The sequence below is a fragment of the Micromonospora sp. SH-82 genome (assembly GCF_051132485.1).
In the GTDB taxonomy this organism is placed as follows: Bacteria; Actinomycetota; Actinomycetes; order Mycobacteriales; family Micromonosporaceae; genus Micromonospora.
The window spans coordinates 4912165-4930921 of record NZ_CP148049.1 but is presented as its reverse complement, the minus strand read 5'-3'; the positions used below and the strand labels follow the sequence as shown (position 1 = coordinate 4930921).

15 protein-coding genes are annotated in these 18757 nt (G+C 71.3%); 8 read left to right on the top strand and 7 right to left on the bottom strand.

What is annotated here, in order from left to right:
* Positions 1–39: 39 nt before the first annotated feature.
* Positions 40–1230 (top strand): spore photoproduct lyase family protein, encoded by a 1191-nt coding sequence (locus tag WHN02_RS21620; protein ID WP_434740524.1) that lies wholly within the window; start codon positions 40–42, stop codon positions 1228–1230.
* 63 nt (positions 1231–1293) lie between these two features.
* Here the strand turns inward: WHN02_RS21620 and WHN02_RS21615 are convergent, their stop codons facing one another.
* The 6 genes from WHN02_RS21615 to WHN02_RS21590 all read right to left on the bottom strand — a co-directional run bounded on the left by WHN02_RS21615 (position 1294) and on the right by WHN02_RS21590 (position 7583).
* Positions 1294–2031 (bottom strand): GOLPH3/VPS74 family protein, encoded by a 738-nt coding sequence (locus WHN02_RS21615; protein WP_434740523.1) that lies wholly within the window; start codon positions 2029–2031, stop codon positions 1294–1296.
* Between the two features lie 351 nt (positions 2032–2382).
* The gene (locus WHN02_RS21610) at positions 2383–3912 is read right to left on the bottom strand and encodes a non-reducing end alpha-L-arabinofuranosidase family hydrolase (protein WP_434740522.1); all 1530 of its coding nucleotides are present in this window, start codon (positions 3910–3912) and stop codon (positions 2383–2385) included.
* 340 nt (positions 3913–4252) lie between these two features.
* Positions 4253–5044, bottom strand: a complete 792-nt coding sequence (locus tag WHN02_RS21605) for an ABC transporter ATP-binding protein (protein WP_434740521.1) — start codon at positions 5042–5044, stop codon at positions 4253–4255.
* 2 nt (positions 5045–5046) lie between these two features.
* Entirely contained in the window at positions 5047–5835 is a 789-nt protein-coding gene (locus WHN02_RS21600) for an ABC transporter permease (RefSeq protein WP_434740520.1), read from the bottom strand.
* Positions 5836–5838: 3 nt separating this feature from the next.
* Positions 5839–6624 carry an ABC transporter permease gene (locus WHN02_RS21595; RefSeq protein WP_350899186.1) on the bottom strand — a complete coding sequence of 262 codons (786 nt, stop codon included), beginning with the start codon at positions 6622–6624 and terminating at the stop codon, positions 5839–5841.
* Complete coding sequence (locus WHN02_RS21590; protein WP_434740519.1) at positions 6624–7583, bottom strand: ABC transporter substrate-binding protein; 960 nt, start codon at positions 7581–7583, stop codon at positions 6624–6626. The genes WHN02_RS21595 and WHN02_RS21590 overlap by 1 nt, the downstream gene beginning before the upstream one ends.
* A gap of 819 nt (positions 7584–8402) precedes the next feature.
* Between WHN02_RS21590 and aceB the strand changes: the two genes are divergently transcribed.
* The 4 genes from aceB to WHN02_RS21570 all read left to right on the top strand — a co-directional run bounded on the left by aceB (position 8403) and on the right by WHN02_RS21570 (position 13495).
* Positions 8403–10004: a malate synthase A gene (gene aceB / locus WHN02_RS21585; RefSeq protein WP_434740518.1), complete on the top strand. Its 1602-nt coding sequence runs from the start codon at positions 8403–8405 to the stop codon at positions 10002–10004.
* 114 nt (positions 10005–10118) lie between these two features.
* Entirely contained in the window at positions 10119–11111 is a 993-nt protein-coding gene (locus WHN02_RS21580; protein ID WP_434740517.1) for a TauD/TfdA family dioxygenase, read from the top strand.
* 270 nt (positions 11112–11381) lie between these two features.
* Positions 11382–11939, top strand: a complete 558-nt coding sequence (locus tag WHN02_RS21575) for a TetR/AcrR family transcriptional regulator (RefSeq protein WP_434740516.1) — start codon at positions 11382–11384, stop codon at positions 11937–11939.
* Positions 11940–11983: 44 nt separating this feature from the next.
* Positions 11984–13495, top strand: a complete 1512-nt coding sequence (locus tag WHN02_RS21570) for an MFS transporter (protein WP_434744025.1) — start codon at positions 11984–11986, stop codon at positions 13493–13495.
* On the opposite strand, the gene WHN02_RS21565 is transcribed toward WHN02_RS21570, so the two are convergent.
* Positions 13458–14054, bottom strand: coding sequence for a cation transporter (locus WHN02_RS21565; RefSeq protein ID WP_434740515.1), 597 nt, complete (start codon positions 14052–14054; stop codon positions 13458–13460). The genes WHN02_RS21570 and WHN02_RS21565 overlap by 38 nt on opposite strands.
* A gap of 29 nt (positions 14055–14083) precedes the next feature.
* On the opposite strand from WHN02_RS21565, the gene WHN02_RS21560 reads away from it, so the two are divergent.
* From WHN02_RS21560 to WHN02_RS21550, 3 genes are all read left to right on the top strand, one after another.
* Complete coding sequence (locus WHN02_RS21560; RefSeq protein ID WP_434744024.1) at positions 14084–14761, top strand: HEAT repeat domain-containing protein; 678 nt, start codon at positions 14084–14086, stop codon at positions 14759–14761.
* On the top strand, positions 14755–15786 hold the full coding sequence (locus WHN02_RS21555) for a MerR family transcriptional regulator (protein WP_434740514.1): 1032 nt from the start codon (positions 14755–14757) through the stop codon (positions 15784–15786). Before WHN02_RS21560 ends, WHN02_RS21555 begins: the two co-directional genes overlap by 7 nt.
* 204 nt (positions 15787–15990) lie before the next feature.
* Complete coding sequence (locus tag WHN02_RS21550) at positions 15991–18723, top strand: discoidin domain-containing protein (protein WP_434740513.1); 2733 nt, start codon at positions 15991–15993, stop codon at positions 18721–18723.
* The last annotated feature ends 34 nt before the right edge of the window (positions 18724–18757 follow it).

The following is an 18757-nucleotide window of genomic DNA, read 5'->3' as shown; positions in this document are numbered from 1 at the left end:
CCGAGGTGCGGTCGGCGTCCCAGCGGGTACCCGGGCCGGGTGAGGCGGGACGACGACGCGGTGGAGGTCGACGAGCCGCTGGCGGTGGACGCGCCTGCTGCGCCACACGACGCCAGCGGCGAGCAGGTGACGATCCGTGACCTGGCCGGACTGGCACCGCCCGCCCGACCGGCGCGGCGGTGGACGCCGCGCAGGGTGGTGGCCGTACCGGCGGCGTTCGACCACCCGCACGGGCGTCGGATCGTGGACCGGGTCGAGGGGCTCGGTTTCGAGGTGGAGCGGCTGCGCGCCAACCGGGTGACCGGCGTCCGGGGTGACACCGACCGGGAGACCTACGCGCGGGCGAAGTCGACCCTGGCGATCGTGGTCAGCCCTGCGTCGCGGCGGGCGTTGCGACCCATCGCGCCGAGCGCGGACTGGCGGGTGGACCTGGCCGAGGGCTGTCCGGCGCACTGCCAGTACTGCTACCTCGCCGGATCCCTCTCCGGCCCGCCGGTGACCCGCGTCTACGCCGACCTCGACGACATCCTCGCGGGGCTGGCCGACTACGTCGGCCGGGGAACGGTGACCAGTCGCAGCGCGGTGCGGGCGGGGGAGGGCACCACCTTCGAGGCCTCCTGTTACACCGACCCGCTCGCCGTCGAGTATCTCACCGGCAGCTGGCTGCGGACCGTCGAACACTTCGGGCAGTGGGACGCGCCGGTGCAGTTGCGGTGGACCACCAAGTACGCCGACGTGGGCTCGTTCGTCGGGGTGCCGCACCGGGGGCGTACGCGGGTGCGGTTCAGCGTCAACGCCGAGGCGGTCAGCGGACGTCTGGAGGGCGGCACCGCACCGGTGGCCGACCGTCTCGAAGCCCTCCGTCGGCTGGCCCTCGACGGATACCCCGTCGGGCTGACCGTCGCCCCGATCATGCCGGTCCCCGACTGGCGGGGGGAGTACGGCGCGCTGCTCGACCGGGTACGGGCTGCCGTCGTCGGGGTCGACGGGCTGGACCTGACCGTCGAGTTGATCACCCACCGGTTCACCCCGGGGAGCAAGGAGGTGCTGCTCGGCTGGTATCCCCGAACCCGCCTGGAGATGGACGAGGAGTCCCGTCGTCGCAAGTTCGGCCGGTTCGGGGCGGTGAAGTACGTCTACCCGCCCGCCCTGACGGCCGAGCTGCGTACCTGGTTCGAGCGGGAGCTGGCGCAGACGGTGCCCGCCGCCCGGGTCCTCTACTGGACCTGACCCGCCGGCGTCGGGGCGCCTGCGGTCTCCCGGGTGGACTGTGGAACGGGCGGCCGGTGTGGGTCAGGGGCGGGGGACGGTGGCGGTCACGACGGTGGTGGCGATGGCGGCAGCCATGGTGAGCGCGACGGCGTCGGCGGCTGCTCCGGCTCCCCAGTTGCCCTGCTCGAACTCCTTGGCGCGGGCGATCACCGGCGAGGTCCAGGGGATCTCCGGGTCGAACTGGGGGAGGGTGCCGCTGCCCGAGAGCAGGGCGGCGAGCGCGGCGACGCGGGGTCGGGCGGGTGCGCCGTCGACGAGGACCGCGCGGACGTCGGCCACGAGGCGGTCCCGGCGTCCGGTGCCGCCGTCTTCGAGGGCCTCGGTCTTGAACAGGCCGAGCATCTTGCGGTGGGTGCGGTGGATGTCGCCGCGTTCGACGAGCCTGTCCAGCAGGGGGCCGCGAAGCTTCGGCCCGATCGTCGCCAGGACGGTCTGGACGGCTCGGGGTTTGGGGGAGAGGTACTCCCAGGCGGATCGGAGGATGGTGTCCGCCGGTGGGCGGTGTGCGACGGCCTCCACCCGCGTCGTCCCCCAACTGGTCTCGGTCTGGACGTGGTCGCCGAGGGTGAGGTCGGCGAGGACGGCTCCCGCGAGGGTGTAGAAGAGGGTGTTCTCGCCCGCGATGGCACCGGTGCCGGAGCGCAGGCCGGCGTCCGGCTGGAAGAGCAGGAGCAGGAGGTTCTCCGCGAGGGTCGGGGACCGGTGCGCCCCGGGCGGGGTCTCGGTGCCGCCAGGCGGGTGGTGGGGGTCCTGGGTCATCGGGTCGTTCCCTTCGGTCGCCGGTCGGTGCCTGTGCTCGATCGGAGTCGCGCCGCCGGCGGAGGGCTGCCTTCGTCGGGGTGGCTGCGGGTTCTGTCCCCCGGTGGGGGACCGGTTCAAACACCGCCGTCGGCGACCTCGGCTCGGACGCCGACGACACGCAGGCAGTAGGGACGGGTGGCGGGCCGGGCGGCGGTGTGCCCGACCCCGCCGGACACCCGTGGCGGCGGTGGGCTCGGTCGTGCACCGAGCCCACCGCCGCCGGGCTGCCACCCGGTCCGACCGGGAGCGGAGGGGAGGTTCACCGGGTCCGGCCCTGGACGGTCGGGGGCTGCCGGACCCGGTCGGGCGTCAGCGGCGCAGGGTCAGCACACCCGGCCGGTACGGCAGGCGGCCGTAGTCGCCGCCGGAGTTGGGGTCACGTCCCTGGTAGAGCAGCTGCAGGTTGCAGGGGTCGACGGTCATGGTCTGGTCGGCGTTGGTGCGGATGAGTTCGCCGTGGCTGATGTCGTTGGTCCAGGTGGCACCGCTGTTGGCCTTGCCGGCGAAGGGGTTGCTCTCGGAGGCGGCCTGCGGGGTCCACGTGCCGCCCAGGCTGGTGGCGGTGAAGGAGCGGAAGTAGCGGCCCTGCGCACCGATGGCCTCGACGAGCATGAGGTACCGGTTCTCGCCCTGGAGCTTGTAGACCTGGACGCCTTCGAACAGGTTGTTCGTGGTGTCGGTCATGATCGTGGTGTAGTTCGACCCGAAGCTGCCCGGGAAGTTGCCGATGGGCATGCTGGCCCGGTAGATCCGGCCGTTGTCCCCGGCGAAGAACAGGTACATGTTCGTGCCGTCACCGATGAGGGCCTGGTCGATCGGCCCGGTGCCGGAGTTGGAGATGCTTCCGGTGAAGAGGGTCTGCGCCGACGACCACGAGTTGACGTTCGTGGGGTCGCTCGACGTCCGGTAGGAGAAGGCGGGACCACCCCACTGGTACGCGAGCACCCACGTGTTCTTCGGGGCGAAGTAGAAGAGGCTGGGCGCGACGGCGGAGAACGGCATCTGGTTCTGGCCGGCCGAGCCCATGTCGGACCAGTTGGTGAAGAGGCCGAAGTTCATCGACCCCCACGTGGTGCCGGTGTCGTGGGTGGTGGCGTAGACCAGGTGCCTGCCGTTGTACGGGGCGTGGGTGAAGTCCTTCAGCGAGACCCATCCGGATCTCGGCTGGGCCAGCGGACCCGTCGAGTTCCACCGGTACGTCGAGGGCAGCCCGCAGGTGCCGCCGGGTGGGGTCGTCGGCGGCGTGGTGGGGGTGGTCCCACCGTCGACCCGGACGAGTTGCCACTGCTGGTTGGTGCCGTCCCAGTCGTCGTACTGCACGACGTTGGCACCGTCGGCGGTGGAGGCGCCCTGGACCTCGACGGCCCTGTTGCTGTTGCGGTTGATCAGCCGGACGTGGCCACCGGCCGAGTCCGCGAGGCGGAACTGCTGGTTGGCCCCGTTGCTGTCGGACCACTGGACGATTCCCGCGCCGTTGGCCGTCGACCAGTTGTAGACGTCGAGCACCTTGCCGGACAGGCGTGACTTCAGCCGGTAGTAGCCGCCCCCGGAGTCGACGAACTGCCACTGCTGCTGGTTGCCGTTGTTGCGGGTCCACTGGGTGATCCGCGCCCCGTCGGAGGTGGCGAGGTTGTACACGTCCAGTGCCTTGCCGCTGTTGCGGTTGACCAGCACGTACCAGGCGCTGGTGTCGACGGTCGCCGCGGAGGCGGGCGTCGACACCACCGCGACGGCGACCCCACCGGTCAGGACCGTCGCTGCGCCGACGGCCAGGACCCGCGGCAGCCACCGCCGCCGCGATCGCGGTGCGAGTGACGAGAACATCCCTGTGACAGGCATATCTCCTCTTTCCCGATCGAGATTCGAGCGGTGCGCCCGATGCGGGGCGTGCCGCGAGGGGAGGGTCGGGCGTGAGGGGGGTTCTGTTACCGATCACACGGCGTACGTTTGCCCCGCCGCACGCCCGACCCGAGGTCCGACGACATCGGCTTGCCCGGAAAGCCGTAGGAATCGACGTCCTTGAGTATCGACTGTGAGCGATAACAATCCGTTCGTCAAGTCGTGACCGCAGCGACATCTGCCCGGAACACATCAGCGCCGTCCCCGTACGCGACGACGCCGAAGGCCGGGCGACACGAGGTGTCACCCGGCCTTCGGCGCGGTGGTGGTGCAGGGTCGGTCACTGACCCATGACGAGGTCCATCACCTCACTGCGGAGCTTGCCGAACAGCGGTTCCTGCTTGGTCAGGATCTGGTCGCGGTCGCGGGGCAGCGCCACGTCGACGTTCGCCTTCACCGTCGACGGCCCCTTGCTGAGCACCACCACCCGGTCCGAGAGGTAGACGGCCTCGTCGATGTCGTGCGTGATGAACAGGACGGACTTGTTCCACTCCCGCCACACCCGGAGGGTGAGGTCCTCCAGGCTGATCCGGGTCTGCGCGTCGACGGAGGCGAACGGCTCGTCCATCAACAGGATCTTCGGCTTGTTGATCAGCGCCCGCGCGATGGCCACCCGCTGCTGCATGCCGCCAGAGAGCTGCCACGGGTACTTGCCGATCACCGACCGGGGCAGCCCGACCGCCTCCAGCAGGCTGTCCACCGCGCTGGCCACACTGGCGCGGCTCGCCCCGGTCCGCCGCATCGGCAGTCCGATGTTCCGTTCGACGGTGAGCCACGGGAACAGCGACCTGCTGTAGTCCTGGAACACGATCGCCATGTCCTCGGACGGGCCGTCACCGATGGGCGTGCCGAACGTGCGGACCTGGCCGCCGCTGGGCCGTAGCAGTCCGGAGATGCAGTTGAGCAGCGTGGTCTTGCCACTGCCCGACGGCCCCACGATGGACACGAACTCACCGGCGTCGACGTGCAGATCCACCTTCTCGATGGCCAGATGGTCGACGCCGTTGGTGGTGTACGTCTTGGTGAGCCCCTCCACGACCAGCGCGGCCGAATCCGTACCCGCGTCGCTCATGTCTATCTCCCTACCGTCGGCCGCCCGCGGAGCGCCCATCGCTCGTACAGGCCGAAGAGTGCGTTGAAAAGGATGCCGATCGCGCACGCCATCACCACGCCGGCGAACATCTTGGGGGTGTCGAACCGGTACTGCTGGAGCAGGATCTGGTAGCCGACCCCGGAGGTGGAGGCGTACAGCTCGGAGCTGACCATCAGGACGACGGCGATGCCCAGGCTGACCCGCGCGCCGGTCAGGATGCGCGGCAGCGCCGCGGGGAGCACGACGAACCGGTACCTGTCCACGCGCCGCAGCCCGATCGCCCGCGCGCTGTTGAGGGCCAGTCGGTCGACCCCGGCCACCCCGTCCATCGCGTTGAAGATGACCGGCCAGATCGAACCGAACGCGATGACGAAGATCGGCATCCGGTCGTTGATCCCGAGCAGCACGATCGCGATCGGGATGAGCACCACCGCCGGTGTGGCGACGCCGAGCCGGACGATCGGTGCGAACAACCACTCCAGGCGTCGACTCCGCCCCAACGCCACCCCGACGACGACACCCACCACCACCGCGAGGGCGTAGCCGATCGCGAGCCGGAACATGCTCGAGCCGACGTCCGCGACGAACTCGTCGGAGGCGAAGAGCCGGTGTGCCGGTCCGCTCCACCACAGGTCGAGGAAGGCGCCCGCGACCCGGCTCGGCGGTGGGGTGAACGAGGAGTCCCGCCACCGCAGCAGCACCTCGGCCACGAGCACCAACGCGACCACGAGCCATACGTAGGAGACAACTCTGACGATGATCCTGCGCACTGTCTACTCCTGTGTCGACGGGCGCCAGCGGATGAGGCGTCGCTCGGTCAGTTGGGCAGCGATGTTGAGCACCATGCCGGTGATGCTCACCGCCAACACCCCTGCGTAGACGGAGTCGGCCCGTTGCGCCTCCTGGTAGCTGACCAGCACCGTGCCGACGCCGGTGGTGGCCCCGAGCAGTTCCGCGCTCAGGGTCACGACGAACGCGATGCCGGTGGCGACCCGGATGCCGGTCACCACGTACGGCAGGGTGGTCGGCAGCAGCACCCGGCGCATCGTCTCCAGGCGGCCGAACTTCAGCGCCTGGGCGACCTTCAGGGCGAGGGGTTCGACGCTGCGTACGCCGTAGATGGTGTTGACCAGGATGATCCAGAAGACCGAGAAGGTCACCACCGAGATCTTCATCTGCGGACCGAGGCCGATGAGCACGATCGCCACCGGGATCAGGGTCACGACGGGCATCGCCCGTCCGATGTCGATCACCAGGGAACTCGCCCGGGCCAACGGCTCGACGTACCCGATCAGGAGTCCCAACGGGATGCTGATGGCGGCCGCGAGACCGAGGCTGACCGCCCAGGTGGCGAGGGTGTCGAGGTATTCACGGACGAAGTCGGCGTCGTTGAGCAGGCCCCAGAACGCCTGGGCGACCGCGGCCGGGCTCGGCAGCCCGGACGCGGGTACCACCTCGGCCCACACGACGGCGGCCCAGCCGGTGACCAGGAGACCGAGGCCTGCCGCTCCCCAGATCACCGGCTGTCCGCGACGAAGCCCGTTGCGGAGGGCGCCCATCACGCTCGCTCGTAGATCAGGCCGGACGTGTCCACCTTCTGGCTGATCGCACCGAACTCGTACGCGATGTCGGCCATGGTCTGCAGCGCCGAGGCGTCCACCTCGCTGGACAGCTCCTCGAACTGGCTGGCCCGGATCGCCTCCACGGTGGTCTTACCGAACTCGGCGGCCATGGTCTGCCACTCCGCCTCGTTGGCCGGGTCCTTGATCTGGCTGATCGACTCGTCCATGGCGGCCCGGAACTTCTCGATCCGGTCGCCGTTCTCGGCGACGAACTTCTCCGACCCGACGTAGTTGGCGTAGTTGATCCGCCCCTGGACGTCGGCGTACGGCTCACCGAGCCAGACGGCCCCACCGTTGCGCACGAGGGTCTGTCCGATCGCCCCGCTGGCGTTGATCGCGTCCACCGCGCCGCCCTCCAGGGAGGTGGCCATCTGGGCGCTCGGGATGTTCACGTACTTGATCTTCGTGTCGTCGCAGCCGGCCTTGCGGACGGCGGCACTGGTGTAGACCTGGCCGGGGCCGTTGAGCTCGGTCACCCCGACGGTCTTGCCCACCAGGTCGCAGTAGGCCTTCGCCCCGCTCTTGGTGGAGGCGAACACCCCTCGGCTGCGCTCCGGGTCCGGCGGCGTGGGGTTGAAGTACGCCCCCATCACGATCTTGACCTTCACGCCCTGCGAGGCGGCCACGATGGCACCCCAGCCGCCGGAGAAGGCCAGGTCGACCTGGCCGGAGTCGGCTGCGGCGACAGCCGAGGCGGCGGAGGCGAGGGTGACCGGCTCGACGGCGATGCCGTGCTTGGCGAAGATCCCCTTGTTCAGCGCCCAGACCAGGGCGATCTCGTTGGGGAAGCCGATCTGGGTGACCTTGAGGGGCGGTCCCAGCGAGTCGTCGGTGGCCCCAGCCGACCCTCCGTCGGAGAAACAGCCGGAGAGCACGAGCACGCTCGCGGTGGCCATGGCGATCGCCAGGCGTCCCCGCCTGATCAGTCCGCCGCCGCGACGGCGGCGGTACGGGGCACGGTCCCGCCTTCGGTGAGTTCCTTCGGCAGCCCGATCTCCCGATGCTGTGTTCGCCTCGGAGTCCACAATGAAAACCATGGGGATGTCCTCCATTGAGTTGACAGGCATCCCGAGCAGGCGGCAGATCCAGCCCGCGCGGAAGTCGTCGACGACGCGGAGGTCGGCCGGGCTACCGGCTGACGGTGATCCGCGTGTGGTGACGAGTCACCTGATGGGTGGTGAGAAGGGTGCGGCGGTGCCCGGTCGGGTCGGCCCGATCGGACCTTCTGGGGGACACGGGTCAGTGGCGCCAGGACATTTCGACGGGCAGGGGGTGCCTGCGCCTCGGTCACGGGCACAAGGGGGATTGGCGGCCGTGCCGACGGTTGATCAACGCTTAACAGGTTGGTCGAAATCCTCTGTGCGAGATGCCATCTTGTCAAGTGATGCAGGGGCGGGGTTCTCGTCGTGCTGACCGGTGGCCGGCGACTCGGCTGACCAGCGCAACACCTGCCTCCGCGCGGTCGGGCGTGGAGCCTCGTCGCGCTGGCGTAGCCAGGCTCCGAACGACACTTCCCGCCGGTCTTCCGGCGTCGAATTTCGTCCCCCGGCGGCTCGCGGCGGAAGGGTTGACAGCACATCAAGGATCGGTAACTCTGTCGCTATCCGAGATGGCGTCTCTCGTGTTGAAACTGGGCGGCTGGGTCGACGACCCGCACGAGCACCACCGCGACCCGGGACGCAGGAGACTGGCGAACGAACAGTGAGGTTCAGCCCGTGACCAACCCGCAGGACGTTGACGTGAAGATCACCGGCGAGTTCGAGCCGGGGTTCGACCAGATCCTCACCCCGGAGGCGGTGGCGTTCGTCGCCGAACTGCACCGCCGTTTCGGTGCTCGCCGCGACGAACTCATGGCGCTGCGCGTCGCCCGGCAGGCCGAGATCGACGCCGGCAACGGTCTCGACTTCCTGCCCGAGACCGCGCACGTGCGTGAGGGTGACTGGCGTGTCGCGCCCCCGGCGCCGGGCCTGGTCGACAGGCGGGCCGAGATCACCGGCCCGACCGACCGGAAGATGACGATCAACGCGCTGAACTCCGGTGCCAAGGTCTGGCTGGCCGACTTCGAGGACGCCATCACGCCGACCTGGAGCAACGTCGTCTCCGGACAGATCAATCTCAGGGACGCACTCGACCGCAACATCGACTTCAGCACCCCCGACGGGAAGTCGTACGCCCTCGGCGAGGAGCTGGCCACCATCGTCGTACGGCCTCGAGGCTGGCACCTGGTCGAGAAGCACTTCCTCGTCGACGGTCAGCCCGTCGCCGGTGCCCTCGTCGACTTCGGGCTCTACTTTTTCCACTGCGCCCAGCGGCAGATCGACGCGGGCAGGGGACCGTACTTCTACCTGCCCAAGCTCGAGAGCCACCTGGAAGCCCGGCTCTGGAACGACATCTTCGTCTGGGCCCAGCAGGAACGCGGCATCCCGCAGGGAACGATCCGGGCCACGGTGCTGATCGAGACCTACCCGGCGGCCTTCGAGATGGAGGAGATCCTTTACGAGCTGCGGGAGCACTCCGCCGGGTTGAACGCAGGCCGGTGGGACTACCTGTTCAGCATCATCAAGAAGTACCGCAACCACGGGGCGGACTTCGTCCTGCCCGACCGCAACTCGGTCACCATGACCGCGCCGTTCATGCAGGCGTACTGCGACCTGCTGGTGCGGACCTGCCACTCGCGCGGTGCCCACGCCATCGGCGGCATGGCGGCCTTCATCCCCAGCCGCCGCGACGAACAGGTCAACGCCACCGCGTTCGCGAAGGTCCGGGAGGACAAGACCCGCGAGGCGACGATCGGGTTCGACGGATCCTGGGTGGCGCACCCGGACCTCGTCCCGCTCTGCCGGGAGGTCTTCGACGGCTTCCTGACCGACAAGCCCAACCAGCTCGACCGCACCCGCGACGACGTCAAGGTCGACGCCGCGGCGCTGCTCGACGTGCGGTCCGCCGGCGGTGAGGTCACCGAGGCGGGGCTGCGCAACAACGTCAGCGCCGCACTCCAGTACCTGGCGGCCTGGACCGGTGGGCTCGGCGCGGTCGCGATCTTCAACCTCATGGAGGACGCCGCCACCGCCGAGATCGCCCGGTCGCAGGTGTGGCAGTGGGTCCACAACGACATCAACCTCGCCGACGGGCGCCGGATCACCCGGGACCTGGTCGAGCAGGTCATCGACGAGGAGATCGACAAGGTCTCGGCGGCCCAGGGGTCGGCGTTCGACGCCGACAGCTACGCCACCGCCAGGGCCCTCTTCGTCGAGGTGAGCCTGGCGGACGAGTTCGTCGAGTTCCTCACCCTGCCCGCGTACGAACGGATGCCGTGACGGTTCGCGGCGCACGACGCCCGGGCTCCCCGGCGTCGGGACGGAGAAGCACCCCAGGAAACGGAAACGTCTTCACCGGACTGTCCTGAACAGTCACCGAGGAAAGGATCTGGCGTGGTCGAGGTTGTGGGTGGCCCAGCGGCATGGCGTGGGCCGGAGATCGTGGACAGTCCGGACTGGAAGATCGAACTGACCGACGCGCACGTGGCCGAGCTGATGGCGGCGCTGGCGGCGGTGGACCGGCCCGAGGTCGGGTTGCGGGACGTCACGAAGGAGAACTTCGTGCTGCCCACGCTCGCCGCCGTCCTGGAGGGGGTCGTCGACGAGCTGGTCGACGGTCGTGGCTTCGTCCTGGTGCGCGGGGTGCCGGTCGAGCGGCTGACCGAGCGGCAGGCCGAGCTGATGTACTGGGGGATCGGGCTCTACGTCGGCATCCCGATCCACCAGAAGAACGAGGACGACCTGCTCATCCACATCCGGGACCAGGGGGTCGACCGCAACGACCCGCTGGTGCGCGGATTCCAGACCAGCGCACGGCTCGACTACCACGCCGACTCCTCGGACGTGGTGGGGTTGCTGTGCATCCGTCCGGCCATGTCCGGCGGGGTGAGCACGATCGTCAGCGCGGTCGCCGTCCACGACGAGATCGTGCGTCGCCGTCCCGACCTCGCCGAGGTGCTGTACGAGGACTGGTGGCACGACCGTAAGACCGGCAACGGCCCGGACAGCTTCTTCCAGTGCCCGATCTTCGGGCGCAACGAGGACGGCAGGATGTTCGCCCACTACGGTCGGGCCTACATCGAGTCGGCACCCCGGGGCGAGGGGGTACCCGACCTCACCCCGGCCCAGGTCGAGGCGATGGACCTGCTCGACGAACTGGACAACTCCGACCAGTTCGTGCTGAACATGAACTTCGCCCCCGGCGACATCCAGTTCCTCAACAACTACACGATCATGCACGCGCGGACCGACTACCAGGACTACCCGGAGCCGGAGCGCAAGCGCGACCTGATCCGGCTGTGGCTGGTCATCGACCGTGACCTCGGCCTTCCGCCGGCCTTCGACGCCGGCGGCATCGTCCCCAGGGCGGTCGCCCTGGCGAAGTGACACCAGGCGCACCACCACCGCAGCAGGGGTAGGGACTTCGAAGAGAGTCCCTACCCCTGCTGCGTGTCGGTAGGTCCGGCCCTCGGCGAGCGGTGGGCGAGGTGTCGCTGACTCCTCGGCGTGACCGATTCCGCACATCGGTGAAGTGATGGGGATCATGGTGCGGGGTCGGGCCACTCTTGTTGTACGTTTGTACTTGTACAGACGTACAGGAGAGGGTGGCGGCATGACGTCACGGACCGACCGGCGACCCGCGAACGGGGACCACCGGTGACCGCCCGGCGAGACCCCGAGGGGCGTCGTCGGGCCATCGTCGAGGTCGCCGCGCGGGAGATGATCGCCAACGGCTACTCGGCGTTGACCCACCGACGGGTGGCCGCAGCGGCGAACGTGCCGCTGGGCGCCACCACCTACTACTTCGACTCCCTGGACGATCTGCGCGCCGCCGCCCTCCAGGTCGTCGCCGAGCAGACCGAGCAGGAACTGCGCGAGCTGGCCCGGGACGTCCACGACCGGGGTGGGCGGCCGGAGGGGATCGCCGCGATGTTCGCCGAGTACCTGAGCGACCGCGAGCGACTCCAGGCCGACAACCTGATCTACTACGCCGGGGTGTACCAGCCCGAGCTGCGCCCGCTCGCCCGACGCTGGGTGCGGGGGGTGGCCGAGATCCTCGGCGCCTACACCTCACCCGAGGCCGCCCTGGCCACGGCCGTCTACATGGACGGCGTCATCCTGCACGCCATGCTCAACGACCAGCCCATCGACGAGCCGGCGTTGCGGATGGCCATCGCCGCGCTGATGGGCGCCTCCCCGAAGGACGACCAGTGAGTACGCCGCACACCTCCGACGCGCCGGGCGCCGTCGCCGCCGGACTGTCCGCCCGCCGCCGGTGGGCCGCCCTGTCCGTCCTGGCGGCGAGCCTGCTGGTGGTGGTCATGGACATGACCATCCTCAACGTCGCCCTGCCCGACATCGCCGCGGCGACGTCGCCGACCGCCGCCCAGCAGCTGTGGATCGTCGACGTCTACTCCCTGGTCCTGGCCGGGCTCCTGGTGACCATGAGCACGCTGGGTGACCGGTGGGGCCGCAAGAGGATGCTCCTGCTCGGGTTCTCGATCTTCGGCGGGGCCTCCCTGCTCATCCTGGTGGCCGAGTCGGCGTCGGCGGTGATCGCCGTACGGGCCCTGCTCGGCGTCGGCGGAGCGATGATCATGCCGGCCACCCTGTCGATGATCCGTAGCCTCTTCACCGACCCCGCCGAACGCGCCAAGGCCCTGGGCATCTGGGCGGCGGTGGCGTCGCTGGGCGCGGCGGTGGGACCCATCGTGGGCGGCGTACTGCTGGAGAACTTCTCCTGGCACGCGGCGTTCCTGCTGAACGTCCCGTTGATGGCCGCCGCCGTCGTGGCGAGCGTCCTCCTGCTGCCCGAGGCGCGCAACCCGTTCCCCGGCCGATGGGACGCACCGGCCACGGTGCTGTCGATCGCCGGGATGGCCGCCCTGGTGTGGAGCATCAAACGGATCACCAAGGAGGGGCCGACCGACGTCCTGGGGCTGGTGGCGTTGGCGGCGGGCCTGGTCCTGCTGGTCTGGTTCGTGCGACGGTGCCTGCGCAGCGACTCGCCGCTGCTGCGGGTACGCCTGTTCACCGTGCCCTCGTTCACCGCCGGGACGCTGGCGGCGCTGTTCACCATGCTGGCCATGGGGTCGGCCCTGCTCCTCGCGGCGCAGTGGCTCCAACTGGTGCAGGGGATGTCGCCCCTGCGCGCCGGGATCGGGTTGCTGCCGCTGGCCGTCGCCGCTGCCGTGGTCTCCCCGTTGGCGCCGGTGCTGGCGCAGCGGATCGGTGCCCGTACCGTCCTGGTCGGCGGGCTGGCGCTCGCGGCCCTGGGGTTCGCGGTCCTGATCATCGCCCCGGAGCCGCTCACCTATCTGCCGGTCGCGATCTTCCTGGCCCTGCTCGGCGCGGGCATGGGCTCCCTGGCCATCGCCTCGGCGATCATCATGTCCGGGACACCGGCCGAGCACGCGGGAAGCGCCGCCGCGATCGAGGAGACCGCCTACGAGTTGGGTGCCGTCCTGGGGGTGGCGGTCCTGGGCAGCGCGGCGGCGGCCCTCTACCGTGCCGAACTTCCGGCCGCCGACCTCGCCGCCGCCGGTCTGGGTCCCGGCGAGGTGGTGACCGCGCAGGACTCGCTGGGCGGGGCGCTGCACGTCCTGGCCGACCTGGGTCCGGCAGGTGCGGCCGCCGCCGCCCAGGCCCAGGCGGCCTTCACCGACGGTCTGGTGCTGGTCGGTGCGCTGGGCGCGGCGATCATGTCGGTCTCGGTGGTCGTGGTCTTCGCCCTCACCCCGAGGAACCTGGACGTGACGAAGGGCCACTGATGCCGCAGCAGCCGTCGGTGCAGCCCGGGGCCGAGCCGCCGTCACCCCGGGTGGCGGTCAGGGCGACGTTCGGGGCGCAGCACTGCTCGCCACGCCATGCGTCGCGGCCCTCCCGGACCGCGACGGCGGCGATGACCAGGGCGGCGAGCGGATCCGCCCACGACCAGCCGAACAGGCTGTTGATCGCCAGGCCGAGGAGCAGCACCGCCGACAGGTAGGCACGGAGCAGGGTCTGCTTGGACTCGACCACCGCCGACCGGGAGCCGAGTTCCCGGCCGGTGCGACGCTGGGCGTACGACAGTCCCGGCATGACGGCGAGGGAGAGTGCGGCCAGGGCCAGTCCGACTGTGGAGTGGGTGGCCTCGACGCCGCCGGCCAGCGCCCGCACCGACTCGACGGTGACGTACCCGGCGAGGGCGAAGAACGAGACGGCGATGACCCGCAGGGCGGTCTTCTCCCGGGCAGCGGGGACGACCCGCGAGGTTGACGCCGAACCGTCGACGCGCCCGGTGTCGTCGCCTCCGGGCCACCGAGCCGTTTGACATTGACACCGTGACAAGGTCTTCACTGGGTGCGGAGGTGGTTCCCATCGACACGGCCCCTGGCGACCCGCCAGACCCCCGACTCGTCCAGGCGTTGCGCGCCGACGAGTCCTCGACGCGACTGAAAGCCGCCCTGGCAGCCGGTACGCACCCACACCCCGACCTGCTGGAGGCGCTCGTTGCGCGGTGTGCGGTGGAGCCGGACTTCTTCGTCCGCGACATGCTCACCTGGGCGTTGACCCGCCTCCCGGCGGCGCTCACCGTGCCCCGGCTGCGGGCCGAACTCGACCGCGAGCCCGCCCAGGCCCGTAGTCAGGCGTTGCACACCCTGTCCAAGATCAGGGACGGGAGCGCGTACCCGGCGATCACCCGTGCCCTGTTGCGCGACCCCGACGACGAGGTGGCCCGGGCCGCCTGGCGGGCCGCCGTCACCCTCGTCCCGGACGGGGAACGGGAGCGGCTGGCGGTCGAGCTGGCCTCGCAGCTCGGTCGGGGCGGGCGTGCCGTGCAGCTGAGCCTGAGCAGGGCCCTCGTCGACCTCGGGGAGGTGATCGAGCCGGTCCTGCGGGGACGACTCGACGCCGGTGACCCGACGGTGCGTGCCCACGCTCGCGCCACGGAGCTGCTGCTCGGTGACCCGGAGGTCGGGTTCGACGCAGCCGTGGCGGAGGCGACGCGGATCGTCGCGCTCGGGCCGGGTCGGGGTGGGGCGCAGGCGTGCTGATCGGTGAGGTGGCGCGACGGTCGGGGGTGAGCACCCGGATGCTGCGGCACTACGACGCGCTCGGGCTGGTGCGCCCGACCGGGCGTACGACGGGTGGTTACCGGGAGTACTCCACCGAGGACATCCGCCGGATCTTCCACGTGGAGAGTCTGCGGTCCCTGGGGCTGTCGCTGCGTCAGATCGGGCGTGCCCTCGCCGATCCCGGGTTCACCCCGTCGGACCTGCTGGGTGACCTCATCCGGTGGGCCGAGGACCGGCTGGAGCGGGAGCGGGAGCTGCTCGACCGGCTCCGGACCGTCGACGCCTCGGCCCCCTCGGGCTGGCAGGACGTCCTGCGCATCGTCGAACTGATGCACGGGCTCACCGCACCCAGTGCCGGGTCCCGCCAGCGCAGCGTCCTGACCTCGGCCGAGGAGGGGGTTCCCGCCGGACTGCTGGCCGGGCAGGTCCTCGCCGAGTCCGACCCGCACGTCGCCGGGGCGCTGCGGTGGGCCCTGGCCCGGGCGGGGGACGAGGCGGTGGCGATCGTGGCGTCCGGTGTGTACGCCGAGGACGTCGAGGTCCGTCGTCGTGCCGTGCTGGCGGTCGCCGAGGTGCCCGGCGACGGGGTGACCCCGGCGCTGGTGGACGCCCTCGACGACGCGGACCCGACGGTGCGCCGGTACGCCGCCGTCGCGGTGGGCGCCCGGGGCGGGGCCGCCGCCGTGCCGATTCTCGTCGCCATGGTGGTCGAGGGTACGAACGACGTGGAGGCGGCCGAGACCCTCGGGACGTTGGCGTGGGAATCCCATGATGCGGACCTGGTGATGACCGCGTTGGTCGACGCGCTCGAAGCCCACGCCACCGACGTCGAGGTCCGCAGACGGCTGACCCAGGCGCTCGTCGAGATGCCGGGCACCGTCGCCCGGGACGTCCTGCTCAGATCGGCCGACGACGATGACCGGGTGGTCGCCCTCATCGCGTCGACCCAGGTGGCGACGCTCGACGACCGGTCCCACCGAGACCCCGGTGACGCGGTCCTGTGAGCGTTCCCACCCGCCCGGGCGTCGGCACCGCGAGGTTGCCGACCGACCGCAGCCCGCCGGGCGGGACCCGCACCGGTCAGCCATCGGTCGGTCACTCGGACACGTCTGTCCACCTTGTGGTGGACCGGCCTGTCATGTCCTGGCCGACAGGAGATACCTTTCCATCCTGCGCCCCACGGCAGCGGTCTCCACGGAAGGAATCCGATGGCTCCTGATCATCGACGCCCGGCCCGCGCCGACGAGGACCAGACGGGTGAGCCGGTCCGGTCCACGCCATCGCGTCCCCGGCTTCGGCACGCCGACCCCGCCTGGCATCGTCGGCTCGGCTCCGCCCTGAACTGGGTGGGGGACCGGGTCGCCGTCGTCGGTGCGGATCCGGCCGGTGCGGTGGCCGCCGGTGCGGCCGGACTGCCGGCCGAGCCGGGCGTCGTCACGGTGGTCAGCCCTCTCACCCGTGACGACGACTGGTCGGTGGTGGAGATGGTCCTGCCGATCGCGGTGCCCCCGGGCAGTCGGGCCCGTCTCGCGGTGGCCGACGCGGCGGGGAGGAAGCTCGCCGGCCGGCTCGCGCGGGAGTTGACGGCCACCGTCGACGCCCCGCAGGGGGATCTGCTGCTGGTGCCCGGCGGGTCGCTGTTCGCAGTGGACGGGTGGTGGCGACACACTGTCGACGGTGCGACGGCCGAGGTCGGCCGCCGGTGCCCACTACCGGACTGGGAGGGTGACCTCGACGCGCTCTGCGCCGACCCGGGCGACTCCCCGGAACTGACCCTCGTCCCGCTGCCGGCGGGGATCTGGGCCTACCCCTCGCAGGGTGAGGCGTCGGCTCCGGCGTTGGACGATCCGGCGTACGACATCCCGATGGACGTCACCGGCCCGGTGCTGGTGGTCGGTCGGCCCGGTCACCCCGAACCGACGGTGGCGGCGGTCACCGCGCTGTTGGACCGGATCCCGCCGTCGGTGCGTCAGCGTCTGGTCCTGGTGCCGTACGGCGCCGCCACCGCGATGGTGGAGGCGGGGGCGGCGCTGGCCCGGGAGGCGGGGCACGAGGTGCACCTGCGTACCGGGCTGCCCGCGCTCACCCCCGACGGGCGGGCGGCCAGCCGGGTGGTCGACGGCACCGGGGTGGGGGCGGGTCTCGGGACCGGTCTGGTCCTGCCGCCGGTCGGACCGGCCAGCCCGACCGGACCGGTACGCGGCCTGGACGGGTATCCCGTCGTCGAGGAGTACGTCTTCCGGCTCTCCGAGCACTGGGTCGCCGAGGTGACGCAGTCCGGGCTGTGGGTGCGCCGGGCCGGACAGGAGACCGGGGCGCGGGTGGTACGCGGACACCGGTGGACCTTCGGTCGGGTGCGGATCTTCGTCGGCGTACCCGGGCAGCCCCCCGGCCACGACGTGCTGCCGGTCCTCGGGGCGCTGCTGGCCCGGATGCCGGCCGAGACCCGGCGGCTGGTCGACCTCGTACCCGACGAGGTGGCAGTCGCCGCTCCGACGGGTGACGACGCGTCGTCGGGGTCGACGGCGGACGAGGCGGGGCCGGTGGTCCAGCTGTCGACGGTGCTGGGTCGGGTCTCCGCCGGTGCGGCGCGGACCCGGTCGGTCCCGAGTTCGCTGCTGTCGCAGCCGGTGTCGGCGCCCTCCGACGACGCACCGGTGGTGCACCGGCCGGCACGCGTGGCCGCACCCGTCGTGGCGACCGTACCTGCGGTCCAGACCGACGAACCCGGGGTGGCGGCACAGGGTGCGCTTCCGGAGGACGCCCACGACCCGCAGCCGACCGGCGCCGAGTCCACCGGGGCCACGCTCCCGGACGACGCCACGGCACCGCTGCAGACCATCACCGCCGTCCCCGGCGTTGCGATCCCGCCCGCTCCGGCACCGGCCCCCGCTGCGGCGTCGACGTCCCCGTCCGTCGCCCCGACTCCGGTGCCTGCGAAGCGTCCGCGCCGGGAGCTTGCCGAGGCGCCCGCCGCGCGCCGCGCGGGGCGTCGCCGGGCTGCTCCGGCCCTGGCCGCCACCGCCGTCCTGGCGGTCGCCACCGCCAGCGGGTACGGCCTGAGTTCGGTGGTGCCCCGGTCGGGCGCGGAGACTCCGGCACAGCAGTCGCCCCAGCCCGTCGAAGCGGGGGGACCTGCGCCGCACGTGCTGCCGGAGGTGCCCGACTCGCCCGTCGGCCCGAACGGCGAGACGCCCGTCCTGGCCGCCGCCACCCCGGAGGCCGACCCCGCCGTCAGCCCCGGTGCCACCCTCGGCACCGACCCCCTGGCCGTCCCCGGTGCTCCTGTGGGAGTCGGTCCGGTCGTCGGCCCCGCGCCCCAGGCCGGTCCCGGTGGCGGCGTGGTCGCCGCTCCCCAGGCGCCCCCCGCACCCGGTGCCACCCGTAGCACCGCCGCCCGTCCTCCGGCGGCGGCACCGACGACCAAGTCCAGCCCGGCGGCGGGCGGCGGCACCGTCCGCCCCACCACCCGTCCGCCGGCCGACACGGCCACCCAGAAGCCGGCACCGCCGAAGCCGTCGGTGATGCCCGGTCTAGTGAACAGCTCGGGCCGGAACCTGGCGCTCAACGGCACCGCGAGTGCCTCCAGCGTCGAGGTCAACGCCGTGTGGGACGCCCGGTACGCCATCGACGGCGACTCGGACAGCCGGTGGAGCAGCAGCTTCAACTCGGATCCGCAGTGGCTCTCCGTCGACCTGGGTGCGGTCTGGCAGGTCACCGAGGTCCGGCTGATGTGGGAGCGGGCGTACGCGACGGCGTACCGGGTCGAGGTGTCCACCGACGGGCGTAACTGGAAGGTCGTCTACCGGACCACTGTCGGTTCCGGCGGTACGGTCACGATCGACGTGCCCCGGACGCCGGCCCGGTACGTGCGGATGGTCGGCACGGCCCGGGTGATGCAGGGCTACGGGTACTCGCTGCACGAGGTCGAGATCCGCTGACGGGGTGGGGCGGGGCCGTCCGGTGGTGACCGGC

Bases quoted from the DNA above. Each gene is read 5' to 3' on its own strand.
- WHN02_RS21605 (WP_434740521.1), bottom strand. From the start codon at position 5,044: ATGAGCGACGCGGGTACGGATTCGGCCGCGCTGGTCGTGGAGGGGCTC.
- WHN02_RS21590 (WP_434740519.1), bottom strand. From the start codon at position 7,583: ATGGCCACCGCGAGCGTGCTCGTGCTCTCCGGCTGTTTCTCCGACGGA.
- WHN02_RS21615 (WP_434740523.1), bottom strand. From the start codon at position 2,031: ATGACCCAGGACCCCCACCACCCGCCTGGCGGCACCGAGACCCCGCCC.
- WHN02_RS21550 (WP_434740513.1), top strand. From the start codon at position 15,991: ATGGCTCCTGATCATCGACGCCCGGCCCGCGCCGACGAGGACCAGACG.
- WHN02_RS21610 (WP_434740522.1), bottom strand. From the start codon at position 3,912: ATGCCTGTCACAGGGATGTTCTCGTCACTCGCACCGCGATCGCGGCGG.
- WHN02_RS21595 (WP_350899186.1), bottom strand. From the start codon at position 6,624: ATGGGCGCCCTCCGCAACGGGCTTCGTCGCGGACAGCCGGTGATCTGG.